The organism is Cupriavidus sp. GW821-FHT07C08 (assembly GCF_059419025.1).
Genome location: NZ_JBWKQZ010000004.1, coordinates 193,621 through 208,916, shown reverse-complemented (window position 1 = coordinate 208,916; position 15,296 = coordinate 193,621). Strand labels below are relative to the sequence as shown.

Here is a 15,296-nt window from a genome sequence, read left to right as displayed (position 1 = left end):
CCGGGGAGGCCACCTGCCCGGGGCTAGGCGCATGGAAATCACGGGCACGCTGCAAATGCAGGATATTGTGCAGGCACTGGGGGCAGAGCCCGATGAGCAGCGCTGTGTCGAGGCCGGCCTCGAGGTGCTTGCGATGGCCGGGCACCCGCCTGCGCGTGCCGTGGTGTCGATGGGCCACGGGCGGCTGCCGGCGCTGGAATTCTATGTCGATGCCGCTGTGCCCACCTGCTGCGAACTGGACAGCACGTTGCAGCACGCCATCGCCAGCCGTTTCACCAGCGTGCTGCCGCCAGGGCTGGCAGTCACGGTGCTGCCGCTGGCCGCCTATGCGCAGGAGGCCGCCGACGAAGGCAAATCGTTCGACGCGGATACCTTGCGTACCTGTGCGCGCGAATTGCTGGGCCGGGGCGGCGAGATGAACCAGCGGCTCGCGGTGGTGTGTGCCTACCTGTCGGCGCTGCATGGCGCGCAGGCCGTTGCCGAGCAGCTTGGCTACCTTGAACAGAGCCTGCTTGCGCAGGGCCAGGAGGCTCTGTCCTGGCGCCTGCGCCGCCACCGCAGCGTGGAAGGGCGGGAGCTGGCGCAGGCATTGGAAGGACTGTCTCGCGCGGCGGATGGCGCCCTGTATGAGTTCGGCACCTGTTACAGCGCTGCGCGCGCCAGCTACCAGCTGGAGCAGATGCAGCGTGTCCATGACCGGATCGCGTGCTTTCGCGACACCTGCCGGAGGTGCCCCGAGCCCCGGCGCGCCGTGTGCGCGGACACGGCGTGCTAAGACGTTCTAAGGCGCGGCCAGGTCAGATACCGGCCATGCAGGTGTACTTGATGACCAGGTAATCCTCTATGCCGTAGTGCGAGCCCTCGCGGCCCACGCCAGACTGCTTGACGCCGCCGAACGGTGCCACCTCGTTGGAGATCAGGCCGGTATTGACGCCCACCATGCCGTATTCCAGGCGTTCAGAGACGCGCCAGACCCGGCCCAGGTCGCGGGCATAGAAGTAGCTGGCCAGGCCGAACTCGGTGTCGTTGGCCATGGCGACGACATCATCCTCGGTTTCGAAGCGGAACAGCGGCGCCAGCGGGCCGAAGGTTTCCTCGCGCGCGACCAGCATGCCGGGGCCGACGTCGGCCAGCACGGTCGGCTGGAAGAAAGAATGCCCCAGCGCATGGCGCTGGCCGCCCTGCAGCAGGCGCGCGCCCTTGCCGAGCGCGTCGGCGATATGCTCTTCCACCTTGGCCACGGCCTTGTCGTCGATCAGCGGGCCGATGCGCACGCCATCGTCCATGCCGTTGCCGACCTTCAGGGCCGCCACTGCCGCCACCAGCTTCTGCGCAAACGCCTCATACACGCCCGCCTGCACGTAGATGCGGTTGGCGCAGACGCAGGTCTGGCCGGCATTGCGGTACTTGGACACAATTGCGCCTTCCACCGCCGCATCCAGGTCGGCATCGTCGAACACGATAAAGGGCGCATTGCCGCCCAGTTCCATCGACACCTTCTTGATCGTCGACGCGGTCTGGGCCATCAGCACGCGGCCAACCTCGGTCGACCCGGTGAAGGTGAGCTTGCGCACCAGCGGGTTGCTGCTCATCTCGCCGCCGATGGCGCCGGCCGAGCCGGTCACCACCGACAACACCCCGGCCGGAATGCCCGCGCGCTCGGCCAGGGCCGCCAGCGCCAGCGCTGTCAGCGGGGTTTGCGATGCCGGCTTGAGCACCATGGTGCAACCCACCGCCAGGGCCGGGCCGGCCTTGCGCGTGATCATGGCAGCGGGAAAGTTCCACGGCGTGATGGCCGCGCATACCCCCACCGGCTCCTTGGTCACGACAATGCGCTGGTTGCTGACCGGCGCTGGAATGGTGTCGCCATAGACGCGCTTGCCTTCCTCGGCAAACCATTCGATAAACGAGGCCGCGTAGGCGATTTCGCCACGCGCTTCGGCGATCGGCTTGCCCTGTTCGGCGGTCATGATGCGCGCCAGGTCTTCCTGGCTGGCCATGATCAGTTCGAACCATTTGCGCAGCAGCGCCGAGCGCTCCTTGGCGGTGCGGGCGCGCCAGGCCGGCAGCGCGCGGTTGGCAGCCTCGATGGCCTGGCGGGTTTCATCGGCGCCCAGTTGCGGGACCTGTCCCACGCGCTCGCCGGTGGCCGGGTTGGTGACATCGATGCGGCGCTCGCCGTCGATCCAGCGGCCGTCGATATAGCACTGCTGCCGCAGCAGAGAGGAGTCCTGGAGGTTCAGCATGGTTGTCTCGGTGGATGCCGGCGATGCCGGGCGTCTTGTGGAAGCCTGAGACAACGATTGTAGTCCGGCTGACTAGGTGGAGGTCTTGGGCGGGCCGGCAGGTGAGGCCGCGGACGGTGCCTCGATACCCCAGTCGCCGCATTCAAGCCAGTCGTCGCCGAGCAGTTCAATGGGGTGCTGCGTGCGGCTGGAGCCGTTGCCGCAGCCCATGTCGTCTACGGAGCAGTACTTGTCGCAGCCCCAGCAGATGCGCTCGGGGTGGCGGGGATGCAGGGGAAATTTCTTGGCCATGGCTTGCGGTTGGGAAACTGCTGGGGGAATTATGCCCACATACGCAAGCCGTTGATTTGCGCGAGCGCAAGTCAGGCCGGGGGCCATCCCCGCTCAGTTCCATCCGTCGGCATCCAGCCGGGTCCAGCGGTCGGGCGCCTCGCCATCGGGCGAGGCCAGCAGCAGGGTCTGGCCACAGTGCTCGCAACGGTACACAAACGCATTCTGGCCACTGGCGGTGCGCAAGGTCGCCGACTTCACCAGCCTGGGATGCGGTGGCACGTGGCCAGGCCGGTCCAGCTGCGACTCGCACAGGTCGCATAAAGACATCATTGTTTTCCTCCGCACTATCCCCGGCGTAGCAAGAATGCTGTGGTGCAGCATTCGCTTTTCCAGTATAGCGGCGGAACGATAGTGCCGTTGGGCGGCGGCGTAACGGCTATTCACCAAGGAACTCTGCCACCACTTCCAGTCCTTCAATGTGATCGGCAACCACCTTGGCGATAGTGATCAGCGGGATGGCGAGCAACATGCCCCACGCGCCCCAGAGCCAGGTGAACAGGAGCAGTGCAACAAATACGGCCACCGCGTTCATGCGCGCCATGCGGCCGGTCATCCAGGTGGTGACGACCGACCCGATCAGCGTGGCGATCAGCAGCGATCCGACCGCCGCCGCGGCCGCCATGCCGAGCGTGCCGAACTGCATGAGCGTCACCACTCCCAGGCAGACCGCGATCGCCATGGCGCCGAAGTAGGGCACCAGGTGCAGCGCCGCAGCCGCAATCGCCCAACTGCCGGCGTTGTGCACGCCGAGCCACTTCAATAGCAGCCAGGTACAGGCGCCCAGGGCCGCATTGGTCACCAGCAGCATGCCCATATAGCGGCGGATGGCGAGGTTGACCTCGTCCAGCATATGCACGCTGATCTTCTTCTCGGAAATGGTGGTCCCGGCCATCTTGATGAACTTGCGCTTGAAGGTATCGCCGGCCAGCAGCAGGAAGTACAGCAGGAAGACTACCACCACCGCCTGTCCGGCCATGGTGAAGACGCTGACCGAGCCGGCCAGCAGCATGTTGTGGATCTGTGCGGGCGTTTGCTCCACCACCACCTGCGTGCCGCGCGCGGGCGGGGGCTGGCCGGTACCGCTGAGGATGGTTGCCGCGCGGCGTACCTTCTGCCACATGGAATCGTCGCCGCTCATCAGCGCGCCCACCGAGCGCGACAGCTTTCTGGCCGTATCGGGCAGGCTGTTGACGATCGATTCCACCTGCCCCTGCAGCAGGTAGGCGCCGCTTAGCAGGACGCCCAGCACGGCCAGCAGCACCACGGTGCCTGCCAGCGCGCGCGGCAGGCCCAGCCGCTGCAACGCGCACACCAGCGGGTCCAGCAGGTAGGCCAGAACGATCGCGAGCACGACCGGAATGAGAAAGTCGCGTGCGATATGCACGGCGTACAGCGAAAAGAGCGTGGCCAGCACCACCAGCGCGATGCTGGCGCGCTGCAGCGAGGCGGTGGCGGCGTCACCTGGCACGACAGTGTCAGGCATTGCAGCCACGGTGCCAGGCGCGTCGGCGCCAGCATGCGGGGTACCGTCGGCGGGCAACGGAACGGGTGGGGCAGGGGGCAGCGAAGGAGCCGCGGAATCGGGGATGGTCGACATGGCCGGGCGCCCCGGCAAAAGGCCTGGCGCTGCTATGAAGATAGCTGGCCGGCAAGCGGCGGCTGTCGGACGCCGCCGCCTGCGCATGTCAGACAAGCGCGGCAGCGAGGCGCCTTACAAGCGACACCGCCCGGCCGACAGCATGTCGCTGCACGACCGGGCGGTCCGGTGACTGCAGGCGAGGAGCGCGCAGGCTCAGCCAGTCACCGTCTTGGTTTCAAGGAACTCGGCGATGCCTTCGGGGCCGTATTCACGCCCGTTGCCGGACGTCTTGTAGCCGCCGAACGGTGCGGTGAGGTCCATCGTCGCGCCGTTGATGCGCACGCTGCCGGCGCGCAGGCGGGCGGCCAGCCTGCGCGCGCGCGCCGGGTCGGACGAGGCGATGTAGGCGGCCAGGCCGAACTCGGTGTCATTGGCGATGGCCACGGCCTCGTCTTCGGTGTCGTACGGCAGCAGGCACATCACCGGCCCGAAGATCTCTTCGCGGGCGATGGTCATTTCATTGCGCACGTCGGCAAAGATGGTCGGGCGTGCATAGAAGCCGCGTTCCAGCCCGTCGGGGCGGCCGGGGCCGCCTGCGGCCACGCGCGCGCCTTCCTCGATGCCCACTCCGATCAGGCGCTGCACCTTGTCGTACTGGCCGCGGTTGGAGATCGGGCCCATCTCGGTTTCGGGGTCGGTGGGGGCACCCACCTTGACCGCGTTGGCCACGGCGGCGGCGATCTGCACGGCCTGCTCATAGCGCGAGCGCGGCACCAGCATGCGCGTCGGCGCGATGCAGGTCTGTCCGGTGTTGGCCATGCACTGCGCCACGCCGCTGGTCACCGCTGCCTGCAGGTCGGCATCGTCCAGGATGATCATCGGCGACTTGCCGCCCAGTTCTTGCGCCACGCGCTTGACCGTGGGCGCGGCGCTGATGGCCACTTCCACGCCGGCGCGGGTCGAGCCGGTGATGGAGACCATGTCGACGTCGCGATGCGACGACAGCGCCGCGCCCACCGCGCGGCCCTCGCCATAGATCATGTTGAAGACACCCGGCGGCGTCTGCGCGGCATCCATGATCTCGGCGAAGATCCGGGCGTCCAGCGGCGCGATCTCGGATGGCTTGAGCACCACCGTGCAGCCCGCCGCCAGCGCCGGCGCCACCTTGGCCGCGATCTGGTTCAGCGGCCAGTTCCACGGCGTGATCAGCGCCGCCTCGCCGATGGCCTCACGCAGGATGCAGCTCTTGCCGCGCGTGGTTTCAAACTCGAAGTCGCGCAGCGCCTGCAGCGTTGCCTGCAGCTGTGCCACGCCGATCGCGGCCTGCAGGTTGGTGGCCAGCGTGATCGGTGCGCCGATCTCCTGGCGCACCGCCTGCGCCAGGTCGCCCGTGCGCGCCTGGTAGGCGGCGATGATGCGTTCGAGCAGGGCGATGCGCGTTTCACGCGTGGACACCGACCAGGCCGGGAAGGCCGCGCGCGCTGCGGCCACGGCCTGGTCCACGTCCGCCGCGGTGCCCATGGCGAGCTTGCCCGCGACCGCTTCGGTGGCCGGGTCGATGATGTCGGCCTGGGTCGCGCCCGCCGCGGGCTGCACCCACTTGCCGTTGATATAGAACTTGTCGACGATGTTCATGCCGGTTGCCTCGGATTGTCTTTGGATGGGGACGGTCAGACCGGACGGTCGCCGATGATGGTGGCGCGGTTCATATGGCGCACGGCCGGGAAGTAGTCCTGCACCGCGTAATGTTGCGTCGAGCGGTTGTCCCAGAGCGCGATGGTGTCCGGCTGCCAGCGCAGGCGCACCTGATACTCCGGCGCGGCGGCCTGGCGGTACAGGTACTGCAGCAGGTCCAGCTCCGCGGGCCGGTAGTCGGAGCCGATGCGGTACGGCTGTTCCTTGGCGAAGTTGACGAAATGCGTGGTGAAGGCTTCGTTGACGAACAGGATCTTCTCGCCGGTTTCCGGGTGCGTGCGTACCACCGGGTGCACCATCGGCGGAAACTTGGCGCGCATCTCCGCGTATTTTTCCTCGTTCAGCGCCGAGCCGAAGGTCGGCATCGCGTCGTGCACGGCCTTCAGGTTGGCGATGCGGGCCTTCATGTTCTCAGGCAGGTTCTCGTAGGCCGCGGCCATGTTGATCCAGATGGTGTCGCCGCCGACTTCCGGGCATTCCAGGCAGCGCAGCATCGAACCCATCGACGGAATCTCACGCCAACTAACGTCCGAGTGGTAAACGTTCTCGCGTCCGCGCGTCGTGCCATCGCGCCCGAATACAACCAGTTCGGGATGTTCCGGGTGGTTGGTAAACATCGGATGCACTTCCAGCCCGCCGAAGCGGCGCGCCACGGCCACGTGCTGGGCCGGCGTGATCGCCTGCTTGCGGAAGAACAGCACCTTGTACTTCAGCAACGCGCGGCGCAGCGAGAGGTAGGTTTCGTGGTCCAGCGTCTCGCGGAAATCGATGCCTTCGACTTCGGCGCCGATCGTCGGCGTGCAGCGGCGCACGGTAAAGGGAAAGGCTTCATTGTCCTGCGCCCGGTAGGCTTCCGGGCTGATGGTGACTGCGGCAGTGGCTTGCATGGGGTGTCTCCTCGGTGTTGTGGTTGCCAATGCAGGGCGAGCGGCCGGCTCAGCGGAGCGAGGCCTTGATCAGGTCCGCAGCCTTTTCGCCGATCATGATGGCGGGGGCGTTGGTGTTGCCGCCGATCAGCGTCGGCATGATCGATGCGTCAGCGACGCGCAGGCCTTCCACGCCGTGCACGCGCAGTTCCGGGTCGACCACCGCCATGCTGTCGACGCCCATCTTGCAGGTGCCGACCGGGTGGTAGACCGTGTCCGCATGCGCGCGCACGAAGTCGCGGATGGCGGCTTCATTGCTGCTGTCGGGGCCGAAAGCGTCGGTCAGGATTTCGCGCCCGCCATGCTGCGCCAGCGCGGGCTGCGCAAAGATGCGGCGGATTGCCCGCACGCCTTCGACCATGCCGGCCATGTCATCCTCGGCCGACAGGAAGCGCGGATCGATCCCCGGCGTCTCGCGCATGTCGGCGCCGCGCAGGCGCACATGGCCGCGGCTCTTCGGGCGCAGCACGCAGGCGTGGCAGGAGTAGCCGTGGCCAAGATTGCCCAGGTTGCGATTGCCGAGCAGCGCCACGGCAAAGTGCAGCTGCACATCCGGGATGTCCAGCTCGGGGCGGCTGCGCAGGAAGGCACCGGCCTCGGCGATATTCGACGACACCATGCCGGTGCGGCTGCGGCGGTAGCGCATCACCTCGCGCGCCAGCCGCAGCATGCCGCGGCCGGTCTTGCCGAACAGCTCTGTCGTTTGCAGCTGCTTGTTGACGATGATGTCGAGATGGTCCTGCAGGTTCTCGCCCACACCCGGGAGATCATGGACCACATCGATGCCGAAGCTGCGCAGTTGCGCGGCCGGACCGATGCCGGACGCCAGCAGCAACTGCGGCGAGTTGAAGGCGCCGCTGCTGACCACGATCTCGCGCCGTGCGCGCAGGATCTGCACCGCCCCACCGCGCACCACTTCCACGCCAACAGCGCGCTTGCCTTCGAACAAGAACCGCAGCGCCTGCGTATCGGTCAGGACCGCCAGGCCGCGACGGCCGCCATTCAGCGCCGTGTCCGCGGCATTGCCGCTGTGCAGGTAGGCCCGCGCCGCGTTCCAGCGTTCGCCGTTGCGCTGCGTCACCTGGTACAGGCCGACGCCTTCCTGGCTGTGGCCATTGAAGTCGTCGTTGTGAGGCAGGCCGGCCTGTATCGCGGCCTGGACAAAGCGCTGCGCAAACGGATTGGGCGAGCGCAGGTCGCTCACGTGCAGCGGCCCGTCGTTGCCGTGCAGCGCATGTTCCTGGCCGGCCAGGCGGGGATTGCGCTCGCTGCGGCGGAAGTAGGGCAGGACGTCGTCGAAGCCCCAGCCCCGGCAACCCAGCGTAGCCCAGTCGTCGTAGTCGCGGCGATGGCCGCGGATATAGACCATGCCATTGATCGAGGAACTGCCGCCCAGGCCCCGCCCGCGCGGCTGGTAGGAGCGGCGGCCGTTCAGGCCCGGTTGCGGTACGGTGTAGTAGGCGTAGTTGCGCGGGCCGGCCTTCGGAACAATTGCGGCAATGCCCACCGGCGCCCAGACTGAAAAGTGATGGTCATGCGGCCCGGCCTCGAGCAGCGCCACCGTTGCGTCCATGTCCTCGGCCAGGCGCCCAGCAACGGCGCACCCGGCAGACCCGGCGCCGATCACGATGTAGTCGAACTCGGCCGCCGGGCTGGCGGCGCCTTGCAATGCGTTGGTATTCAATTTCTGTGTCTCCTGGGCGGCCTTATGGCGGTGCTTTCCTGACGGAGCAAGAAGCTGCTGATGGGCGATACTGCCATTACCTGTTATGACAGGTCAATAGGGTCGCGCCACGACCTATCATGATAGGTATAATCCGTTCCACCCAGCATTCGGAGCCGCCCCGGGCGGAACACACGTGGCGCTGCCCAGGTTCAAAGAGATTGAAAACGAGATTCGCCAGCGGATTGCCAGCAACACATGGGCGCCCGGCGCCAAGCTGCCTTCCGAGGCGGAACTGGTGACGGAATTCGCGGTCAGCCGGATCACCGTGCGCCAGGCCCTGTCCGGGCTGCACAATGCCGGCCTGATCGAAAAGGTCAACGGCAAGGGCAGTTTCGTGACCCGTCCCTCAGACACGCCCAGCCTTGGCGCGCTGACCGGCTTCTATGAAACCGGACGCGCCCGTGGCCAGCTTGCCTACGGCAAGCTGGTGTCGGTACGGCTGGTGCGCGCGCCGGCCCATGTGGCCGCGGCGCTGCGTCTGCAGCCGGGCGAGAAGGTGCTGAGCGTGGCCACCGTGCGGTACTGGGACGACGCGGCCGTCGCGCATTTCACCCTGATGGGTCCGGAGCCGCTGATGCGCCGGCTGGTGCAGGAGGACCTGGAAACCAACGACGCCATGTCGCTGTTTGAAAGCCGGCTGGGATACCGGTTCAAGGAAGTGGCGATGGAAGCCACCGCCGTTGCCGCGCCCGCGGACGTGGCGCGCCGGCTCGGTGTTGCCGAGGGCGAACCGCTGCTGCGCCTGCGCAGCACGCCGCGTGACATCGACGACACACCGTTGTTCTGCGGCGAACTGCTGTTCCGTCCGGACCGCTATGCCTACAAGTGGACACTGACGCGATAGGGCAGATGCCTGGCATCTTCAGGCGATACTGAACTGCGCCGGCGCGGTAACTTTTACCCGCAGCGCGCACTTCTTACTGCGGCCGGGCCGCAGTCATGTAACTTTCCTGCAATGCCGGGCGCCGGGTTGCTAACACAGCCCGCGCCGATGGCCGCATAGCCCCACTGGTACGTCAGTTGCGTCTTCCGCAGCAGAGCTGCGTTCCGGCGCGCTCGCCGGCAGCCTGCGCCGTGCAGCAAGGCTTGCCGCCAACCTGCTAGATGGAGGAAGACATGAAAACAACCCTAGGCATCGGCACTGCCCTGCTCGCACTTGGCATCCTGGCAGGTTGCACCGCCACCGGCAGCACCACCGGCTCCGGCTCGCTGTCCGGCTCGGGCTCGGTCACGGAACAGAACCGCAGCCGCAGCGGCTACGGCACGCCTGGCTCCAGCACTTCTACCGGCACGTCCGGCGCGACCAGCACGACCAGCCCGAGCGGCACATCGAGCGGCAGCAGCGGTGCAGCCAGCGGTTCGGGAACGGCCCGCTGACGCCGACGCAGCCGCCAGTGGCCTGGCACCGGCGGCTGCGCGGCTTCACGACCGGTCCCGGCCGGTAATGACGCGCGCGTCGCGGCGCGCGGGAATGATGTTTTCGTCGGCCAGCCGTTGTTGCAGGTCGCTGTTGGGCACGTGGGTGAAGTCCTTGCCAATTTCCTTCGTGACGACGTCCGTGACGCCGGCGGGAAGGGCTTTGCGCAGCAGGCCCAGGAAACGCGGCGCCGCGATCAGCGCCAGGGAGTCAAAGCGCTGCTTGTTGCGCGCATCGGCAAGATAGTCCGCCACGCGGCGGGCAAACAGCTGCGCTTCCTGGTGCAGTTCATCCTCGCCGGCCGAGGATGTGACGGTGGACGGCCCGGCCTGGTGAGCACCGGGGTGCCCGGCGTCGCCCTGTACCGCGGCGTGGCCGCGCCGGCCGTAGGCGTCGCGGCGCAGGTCCGCGCGGTCGCCATGAGCTGCCGCGTCAGTGATTTCCTCAACCAGCGCCATTGGCGCGGTTGAGGCGTGCGAGGCAAAGATGCGGGCGAGGGATTCGTCCGCCACAAGGATCCAGGTGTTTTTCATGATCGCTCCGGTTGCCGGTCCGAACATCGGCCCCCCATCCCTCGCTTCAAAGGATACGCCATTCGGGCAGGGGCACGTCGTCGGACCGCAGGTGGCGCGGCGCGTAGTCACCACACGCCAAAGAACACTCCGGCCTGCTTGTACACATTGGTCTTGGCCGCCACCTCTTCGTTGGTCACCGTCACGCGCGGCTTGAGCGTGCAGAACCACTCCAGCAGCCGCAAGCGCATGGCGCTGCGCACGGCTTCGTGGCCGGGGTCGCTGCCCAGGTCGAAATATTCCTGCGGATCGTTCTGCAGGTCGAACAGCTGTGGCCGGAACCCTTGCCAGTGCACATATTTCCAGCGCGCGTCGCGCACCATCCAGGCGCGGCACTCGCCAGGATGGCGGCCCAGCGCCACGCGAGCGCCGCGATAGGCGTAGTCCAGTTCGGATACGACGAAATCGCGCCAGCTGCCGGCATCGGCACGCTCGCCCGCGCGCGTCAGGTCCAGCAACGAGCGGCCCTCGATGCGGTGGTCGGCCGGCGGCAGGCCCAGTGCGTCCAGTACCGTCGGCACCACGTCGACCGCGCTGACCATGCTGGCCTGCGCGGTGCCGCGCGTGGCATCCGCCTGCGGCGAGGGATCGTAGACGACCAGCGGGATGTTCTGCACGGTGTCATAGAACTGCTCCTTCTCGCCCAGCCAGTGGTCGCCCAGGAAATCGCCATGGTCGGCGGTGAAGACGATCAGCGTGTCCTGCCAGCGGCCCAGGCGTTCGAGTTGCTCCCATAGCTGGCCGAGCCGGTCGTCGATCTGCTGGATCAGGCCCTGGTAGGCGGGGCGCACCGTGTCCGACACTTCCTGGCGCATGAAGTTGGCGCATTCTTCCTGCGTGCGGTAGGCCGACAGCACCGGGTGCGGGTCTTCCAGCTCGGCCTCGTGGCGCTGCAGCGGCAGGCAGTCGTCGAGCGAATACGCGGCGTGGTAGGGCGCGGGCGCCAGGTAGGGCCAGTGTGGCTTCACCAGCGACAGGTGCAGCACCCATGGATCATCGCCGCGCGTGGCGATGTACTGCATCGCCTGGTCCACCGTGTACGCGGTCTCGGAATGCGGCTCGGCCACGCGCGCGGGCAGGCCGGCGTTGCGCATGTGCCAGCCGGAGACGATCTCGCCGCGTTCGTTCTCGGCGCTGATCACGTAGTCGGTCCACGGATCCGCGCTGTCGTAGCCTTGCTGGCGCAGCCAGTCGGCATAGGCGCTGCGCGGTTCGGCGTGGTGGCCGTCATGGCGGTCAACTTCGGTGAAGTGGCCGCTGCGCAGCAGCGTTTCCAGCTCGGTGCCGCCATCCAGGTGCAGCCGCTTCAGGTTGGCGTTGTCGGGCATCATATGGGTCTTGCCCGCCAGCGCCAGCGCGCGGCCGCTGTGCTTCAGGTATTCGCCCAGCGTGACTTCGCCGACCGACAGCGGCACGCGGTTCCAGGTGGCGCCGTGGCTGCTGACATGGCGGCCGGTATAGAAGCTCATGCGGCTGGGGCCGCAGACCCCGGAAGTAACGAAGGCGCGGTCGAAGCGAACGCCGCGCGCGGCCAGCGCATCGATATTGCGCGTGCGCAGCGCCGGATGCCCGTAGCAACCCAGGTGGTCGCGCCGCAGCTGGTCGCACATGATGAAGAGGGTATTGCGGATGGTCATGGTCGGTTTGCCGCGCTTCAGTCGCCGGTATAGCCGGACGCCTTGACCACCGGTGCCCACTTGCCGGCGTCAGCCTTGAGCACGCCGGCAAAGGCATCGGCCGGGCCGGTTGCGGGTTCCAGCCCCAGCTTGAGGAACTTATCGCGCACGTCCGGTGACTGCACGGCCTTGACGATGGCGGCGTTGAGCTTGTCGAGCACCGGGCGCGGCGTGCCCGCGGGTGCCAACAGGCCATAGCGGCCTTCACCTTCGATGCCCTTGTAGCCAAGTTCGGTGAAGGTCGGCACATCGGGCAGCGCCACCGAGCGGCGGGTGCCGGAAGTTGCCAGCACGCGGATCTTGCCGGCGCGGTGCATTTCGGTCAGGTCAGCAAGGGTGTCGACCGAAGCCGGCACCTGCCCGCCGACCAGCGCGCTCATCAGCGGCGCCGAGCCGTTGAAGGGGACGTGCAGCATGTCGATGCCAACCTGCTTGCCGATCATCAGCCCGAAGAAATGCGGGATGCTGCCCAGCGCCGGCGAGGCGTAGGAGTTGTTCTGCGGACCGGCCTTGAGCCATGCCACATAGTCCTTCAGCGTGCGTGCCGGGCTGGCCGGCCCGGTGGCGAGCGCCAGCTGGAAGTTGGCGGCCTGCGCCACGGGCGTGAAATCGCGCTGGATATCGTAGTTGAGCTTGCGGTAGACCAGCGGCGCAATCGTCATGACCGCCGAGTTGGCCACCACCAGCGTATTGCCGTCGGCCGGCTGCGTGCGCGCGTAGTCCATCACCAGCCGCCCGCCGGCGCCGGGCTTGTTCTCGATGACCACGGTCTGGTTCAGGGTCTCGCGCAGCTTGTCGCCGACCAGGCGTGCGGCGAGGTCGGCAGTGCCGCCGGCCGGATAGCCCACCAGGATGCGCAGCGGACGGTCCGATTGCGCGCTGGCGGGCGCGGACCATGCCGTGGCAACGGCCAGCAGGCAAGCGGCGAATCGGGGAAGGAAGGTGCGAGGGCTCACGATGTCTCCAGTTTGTTGTCCACCGGCAAGCGGCGTCGATGCAAGCTAACACCCGTCGATATAATTGACAAAGTCAACTAATTGGCAGGTGTGGCATGGCACACGACAACAGCGGCAACCGCCTGCAGCGGCCGCAGCGGCTGGCGGATTTCATCAATTACCGGGTCTACCACCTGAACCGCGTCGCGCTGGGCGCCGCGGCGCTGCACCTGCGCGCCAGGGCGGGCGTCACGCGGCGCGAATGGCGCATGATTTCCTTCCTTGGCGAGCAGCCCGGCACCCGGCTGACCGAACTGGCCGAAAGCGCCGGCCTGGACAAGGTGCTAGCCAGCCGCGCCGTCCACGCCCTGGTGGAACGCGGCCTGGTCCGCCGCGAAACGCGTACCCAGGACCGGCGCGCAGCAGCCTTCACGCTGACCGAGCAAGGCGAAGCCGTCTACCGTGCAGCGTTCGTGCAGGCGCGGGACTTCAATACGCGGCTGGCTGGCTGCCTGACGGCGGAAGAGGCGCGCGTGCTGTCGCGCTGCCTGGACAAGCTGCAGGCGCAGGCCGGCGCGATGCTGGCGGAGGCACAAGCGTTGCCACAGCCGGAAGGGGAAGAGCCGGCGTGGGATCTGCTGCAGGTCTGGCGGGCATAGGCACTTTGTGTAGCGAGCACGCAGCGGCACGCGTTCAGGGCGCTATTGCCACCGCCGTCGTCGCGCCGAAGGTTGCGACGCAATTGCGCCCGGAGCGCTTGGCCAGGTAGAGCGCTTCGTCGCCGGCACGGAGAAAGGCGCGCAGCTCCGCGAAATCCTTTTCGTTGCCAGCGTTGTTGGCATCGGTCACCGCACCGATGCTGACCGTCAAGTGCCCGTCGGCGCCGGCCGCATTCGGAATCCGCAAGGCCTGGACGGCGGCGCGGATGGTCTCGGCCATGGCGGCCGCGCCGGCTGCGTTGGTGTGGGGCAACAGGATGGCAAACTCTTCGCCGCCATAGCGCCCCGCATAGTCGCCCGGCCGCCGCACATGGCGCTCGATGCAAGCGCCCACCGCGGCCAGCGCATCGTCACCGGCCTGGTGTCCGTAGCGGTCATTGAACTCCTTGAAATGGTCGACGTCGAGCATCAGCAGCGACAATGGCTCGCCGTGCCGCCGCGCGCGCCGCCATTCCACGTCGGCGGCATCGTCCAGCGCGCGGCGGCTGCCCAGGCCGGTCAGGCCATCGGTGTTGACCATCCAGCGCAGGTGCTCTTCCATCTCGGCGCGGCGCCGCCATTGGCGCGACAGCAATACCGAGAGCGCGATGATGACCGCGTTCAGCGCGATGATCAGCGCGCCGAACACCCAGGCGCGCTTGTGCCACGGTGCCAGCACGTCGTGGGTGGCGCGTCCCACCACGACCAGCAGCGGAAAGCCAGGAATGCGCCTGAAGCTGTAGAGCCGCTGGATTCCGTCGACTGCCGCGACGCTGATAAACGTGCCTTGCGTGCCTTGCAGCAGTGGTGCAAATGACGGGTTGCCGGAGATGTCGCGCCCGATCGATTCGGCTTCATAGGGCCGCCGCATGATGATGGTGCCGTCCGTGCGCAGCAGCGTCAGGGTGCCGCCCGCGCCAAGGCTTACGCCATCGAACAGCTTGCGGAAGTAGCTCAGGCGCAAGGTGCCGACCACGATGCCGGCAAAGCTGCCGTCCGGCCCGGAGAGCCGCCGGCTGATGCCGATGGACTTGTTCTCCGGCGTCAGGCGCGGCTGGAACGGCCGGCTCAGGAACAGGCCGCTGTGATCGCCGCTACGGTGCGCCAGGAAGTAGTCGCGGTCAGAGACGCTGACCGGGCGCGGTGGCCACTGGTGCGAGTCGAACACCAGCATGCCGTTGGCGTCGGTGACCAGCAGCGAGCCCATGTCTTCGGCATTGATCGAGCGGTCGAAGAGCAGCCGCTGGCGCAGCGCCGGCGGCTGCGCCAGCAGTGCGGGATCGTGCATGGCTTCCACCACGCCTCCGATCGCCAGTTCATGGATCTGCAGGTTGCGCGTGATGCTGCGTTCCAGTGTCAGCGCCAGGTTGGCCGCGGCCTCGCCGGCATTGTCCAGTGCATCTCTGCGCATCTGCACCAGCGCGAGCGCGCCAAGGGCTGCGATCATGCAGACCAGGACAAGGCTGGCGGCCACGATCAGGGAGGCCGGGCGG

Annotated in this window: 15 protein-coding genes; 4 read left to right on the top strand and 11 right to left on the bottom strand. The window is 67.5% G+C overall.

Annotation, left to right across the window (positions count from 1 at the left end):
* Window positions 1-31: 31 nt before the first annotated feature.
* The gene (locus AC07UK_RS07875; RefSeq protein ID WP_436223200.1) at window positions 32-775 is read left to right on the top strand and encodes a hypothetical protein; all 744 of its coding nucleotides are present in this window, start codon (window positions 32-34) and stop codon (window positions 773-775) included.
* Between the two features lie 22 nt (window positions 776-797).
* Here AC07UK_RS07875 and gabD read toward each other — a convergent pair whose 3' ends face one another.
* The 7 genes from gabD to AC07UK_RS07840 form a co-directional block, all read right to left on the bottom strand.
* Complete coding sequence (gene gabD / locus AC07UK_RS07870) at window positions 798-2,246, bottom strand: NADP-dependent succinate-semialdehyde dehydrogenase (RefSeq protein WP_436223201.1); 1,449 nt, start codon at window positions 2,244-2,246, stop codon at window positions 798-800.
* A 72-nt stretch (window positions 2,247-2,318) separates the two neighbouring features.
* The gene (locus AC07UK_RS07865) at window positions 2,319-2,537 is read right to left on the bottom strand and encodes a DUF3079 domain-containing protein (RefSeq protein ID WP_013953188.1); all 219 of its coding nucleotides are present in this window, start codon (window positions 2,535-2,537) and stop codon (window positions 2,319-2,321) included.
* Between the two features lie 93 nt (window positions 2,538-2,630).
* Window positions 2,631-2,846, bottom strand: a complete 216-nt coding sequence (locus AC07UK_RS07860) for a hypothetical protein (RefSeq protein ID WP_041228903.1) — start codon at window positions 2,844-2,846, stop codon at window positions 2,631-2,633.
* Window positions 2,847-2,955: 109 nt separating this feature from the next.
* Window positions 2,956-4,176 (bottom strand): AI-2E family transporter, encoded by a 1,221-nt coding sequence (locus AC07UK_RS07855; RefSeq protein WP_436223202.1) that lies wholly within the window; start codon window positions 4,174-4,176, stop codon window positions 2,956-2,958.
* Window positions 4,177-4,371: 195 nt separating this feature from the next.
* The gene (locus AC07UK_RS07850; RefSeq protein WP_494685585.1) at window positions 4,372-5,793 is read right to left on the bottom strand and encodes an aldehyde dehydrogenase family protein; all 1,422 of its coding nucleotides are present in this window, start codon (window positions 5,791-5,793) and stop codon (window positions 4,372-4,374) included.
* Window positions 5,794-5,828: 35 nt separating this feature from the next.
* Window positions 5,829-6,740: a TauD/TfdA dioxygenase family protein gene (locus AC07UK_RS07845; RefSeq protein ID WP_436223204.1), complete on the bottom strand. Its 912-nt coding sequence runs from the start codon at window positions 6,738-6,740 to the stop codon at window positions 5,829-5,831.
* Between the two features lie 49 nt (window positions 6,741-6,789).
* The gene (locus tag AC07UK_RS07840; protein WP_494685584.1) at window positions 6,790-8,463 is read right to left on the bottom strand and encodes a GMC family oxidoreductase; all 1,674 of its coding nucleotides are present in this window, start codon (window positions 8,461-8,463) and stop codon (window positions 6,790-6,792) included.
* 175 nt (window positions 8,464-8,638) lie between these two features.
* Between AC07UK_RS07840 and AC07UK_RS07835 the strand changes: the two genes are divergently transcribed.
* On the top strand, window positions 8,639-9,349 hold the full coding sequence (locus AC07UK_RS07835; protein WP_436223206.1) for a GntR family transcriptional regulator: 711 nt from the start codon (window positions 8,639-8,641) through the stop codon (window positions 9,347-9,349).
* A gap of 272 nt (window positions 9,350-9,621) precedes the next feature.
* Window positions 9,622-9,882: a hypothetical protein gene (locus AC07UK_RS07830; RefSeq protein ID WP_013953183.1), complete on the top strand. Its 261-nt coding sequence runs from the start codon at window positions 9,622-9,624 to the stop codon at window positions 9,880-9,882.
* 45 nt (window positions 9,883-9,927) lie between these two features.
* Here the strand turns inward: AC07UK_RS07830 and AC07UK_RS07825 are convergent, their stop codons facing one another.
* From AC07UK_RS07825 to AC07UK_RS07815, 3 genes are all read right to left on the bottom strand, one after another.
* The gene (locus AC07UK_RS07825; protein WP_494685583.1) at window positions 9,928-10,455 is read right to left on the bottom strand and encodes a host attachment protein; all 528 of its coding nucleotides are present in this window, start codon (window positions 10,453-10,455) and stop codon (window positions 9,928-9,930) included.
* A gap of 107 nt (window positions 10,456-10,562) precedes the next feature.
* Window positions 10,563-12,131, bottom strand: coding sequence for a sulfatase-like hydrolase/transferase (locus AC07UK_RS07820; RefSeq protein ID WP_494685582.1), 1,569 nt, complete (start codon window positions 12,129-12,131; stop codon window positions 10,563-10,565).
* Window positions 12,132-12,148: 17 nt separating this feature from the next.
* Window positions 12,149-13,126 (bottom strand): Bug family tripartite tricarboxylate transporter substrate binding protein, encoded by a 978-nt coding sequence (locus tag AC07UK_RS07815; protein ID WP_436223209.1) that lies wholly within the window; start codon window positions 13,124-13,126, stop codon window positions 12,149-12,151.
* 95 nt (window positions 13,127-13,221) lie between these two features.
* Here AC07UK_RS07815 and AC07UK_RS07810 point away from each other — a divergent pair, with 95 nt between their 5' ends.
* Window positions 13,222-13,764, top strand: a complete 543-nt coding sequence (locus AC07UK_RS07810) for a MarR family winged helix-turn-helix transcriptional regulator (RefSeq protein ID WP_436223210.1) — start codon at window positions 13,222-13,224, stop codon at window positions 13,762-13,764.
* Window positions 13,765-13,798: 34 nt separating this feature from the next.
* Here the strand turns inward: AC07UK_RS07810 and AC07UK_RS07805 are convergent, their stop codons facing one another.
* Window positions 13,799-15,277, bottom strand: a complete 1,479-nt coding sequence (locus AC07UK_RS07805) for a sensor domain-containing diguanylate cyclase (protein ID WP_494693869.1) — start codon at window positions 15,275-15,277, stop codon at window positions 13,799-13,801.
* Window positions 15,278-15,296: the final 19 nt, after the last annotated feature.

Coding starts and splice junctions, on each gene's coding strand:
- AC07UK_RS07875 (WP_436223200.1), top strand. CDS start 32: ATGGAAATCACGGGCACGCTGCAAATGCAGGATATTGTGCAGGCACTG.
- gabD (WP_436223201.1), bottom strand. CDS start 2,246: ATGCTGAACCTCCAGGACTCCTCTCTGCTGCGGCAGCAGTGCTATATC.
- AC07UK_RS07865 (WP_013953188.1), bottom strand. CDS start 2,537: ATGGCCAAGAAATTTCCCCTGCATCCCCGCCACCCCGAGCGCATCTGC.
- AC07UK_RS07860 (WP_041228903.1), bottom strand. CDS start 2,846: ATGTCTTTATGCGACCTGTGCGAGTCGCAGCTGGACCGGCCTGGCCAC.
- AC07UK_RS07855 (WP_436223202.1), bottom strand. CDS start 4,176: ATGTCGACCATCCCCGATTCCGCGGCTCCTTCGCTGCCCCCTGCCCCA.
- AC07UK_RS07850 (WP_494685585.1), bottom strand. CDS start 5,793: ATGAACATCGTCGACAAGTTCTATATCAACGGCAAGTGGGTGCAGCCC.
- AC07UK_RS07845 (WP_436223204.1), bottom strand. CDS start 6,740: ATGCAAGCCACTGCCGCAGTCACCATCAGCCCGGAAGCCTACCGGGCG.
- AC07UK_RS07830 (WP_013953183.1), top strand. CDS start 9,622: ATGAAAACAACCCTAGGCATCGGCACTGCCCTGCTCGCACTTGGCATC.
- AC07UK_RS07825 (WP_494685583.1), bottom strand. CDS start 10,455: ATGAAAAACACCTGGATCCTTGTGGCGGACGAATCCCTCGCCCGCATC.
- AC07UK_RS07820 (WP_494685582.1), bottom strand. CDS start 12,131: ATGACCATCCGCAATACCCTCTTCATCATGTGCGACCAGCTGCGGCGC.
- AC07UK_RS07810 (WP_436223210.1), top strand. CDS start 13,222: ATGGCACACGACAACAGCGGCAACCGCCTGCAGCGGCCGCAGCGGCTG.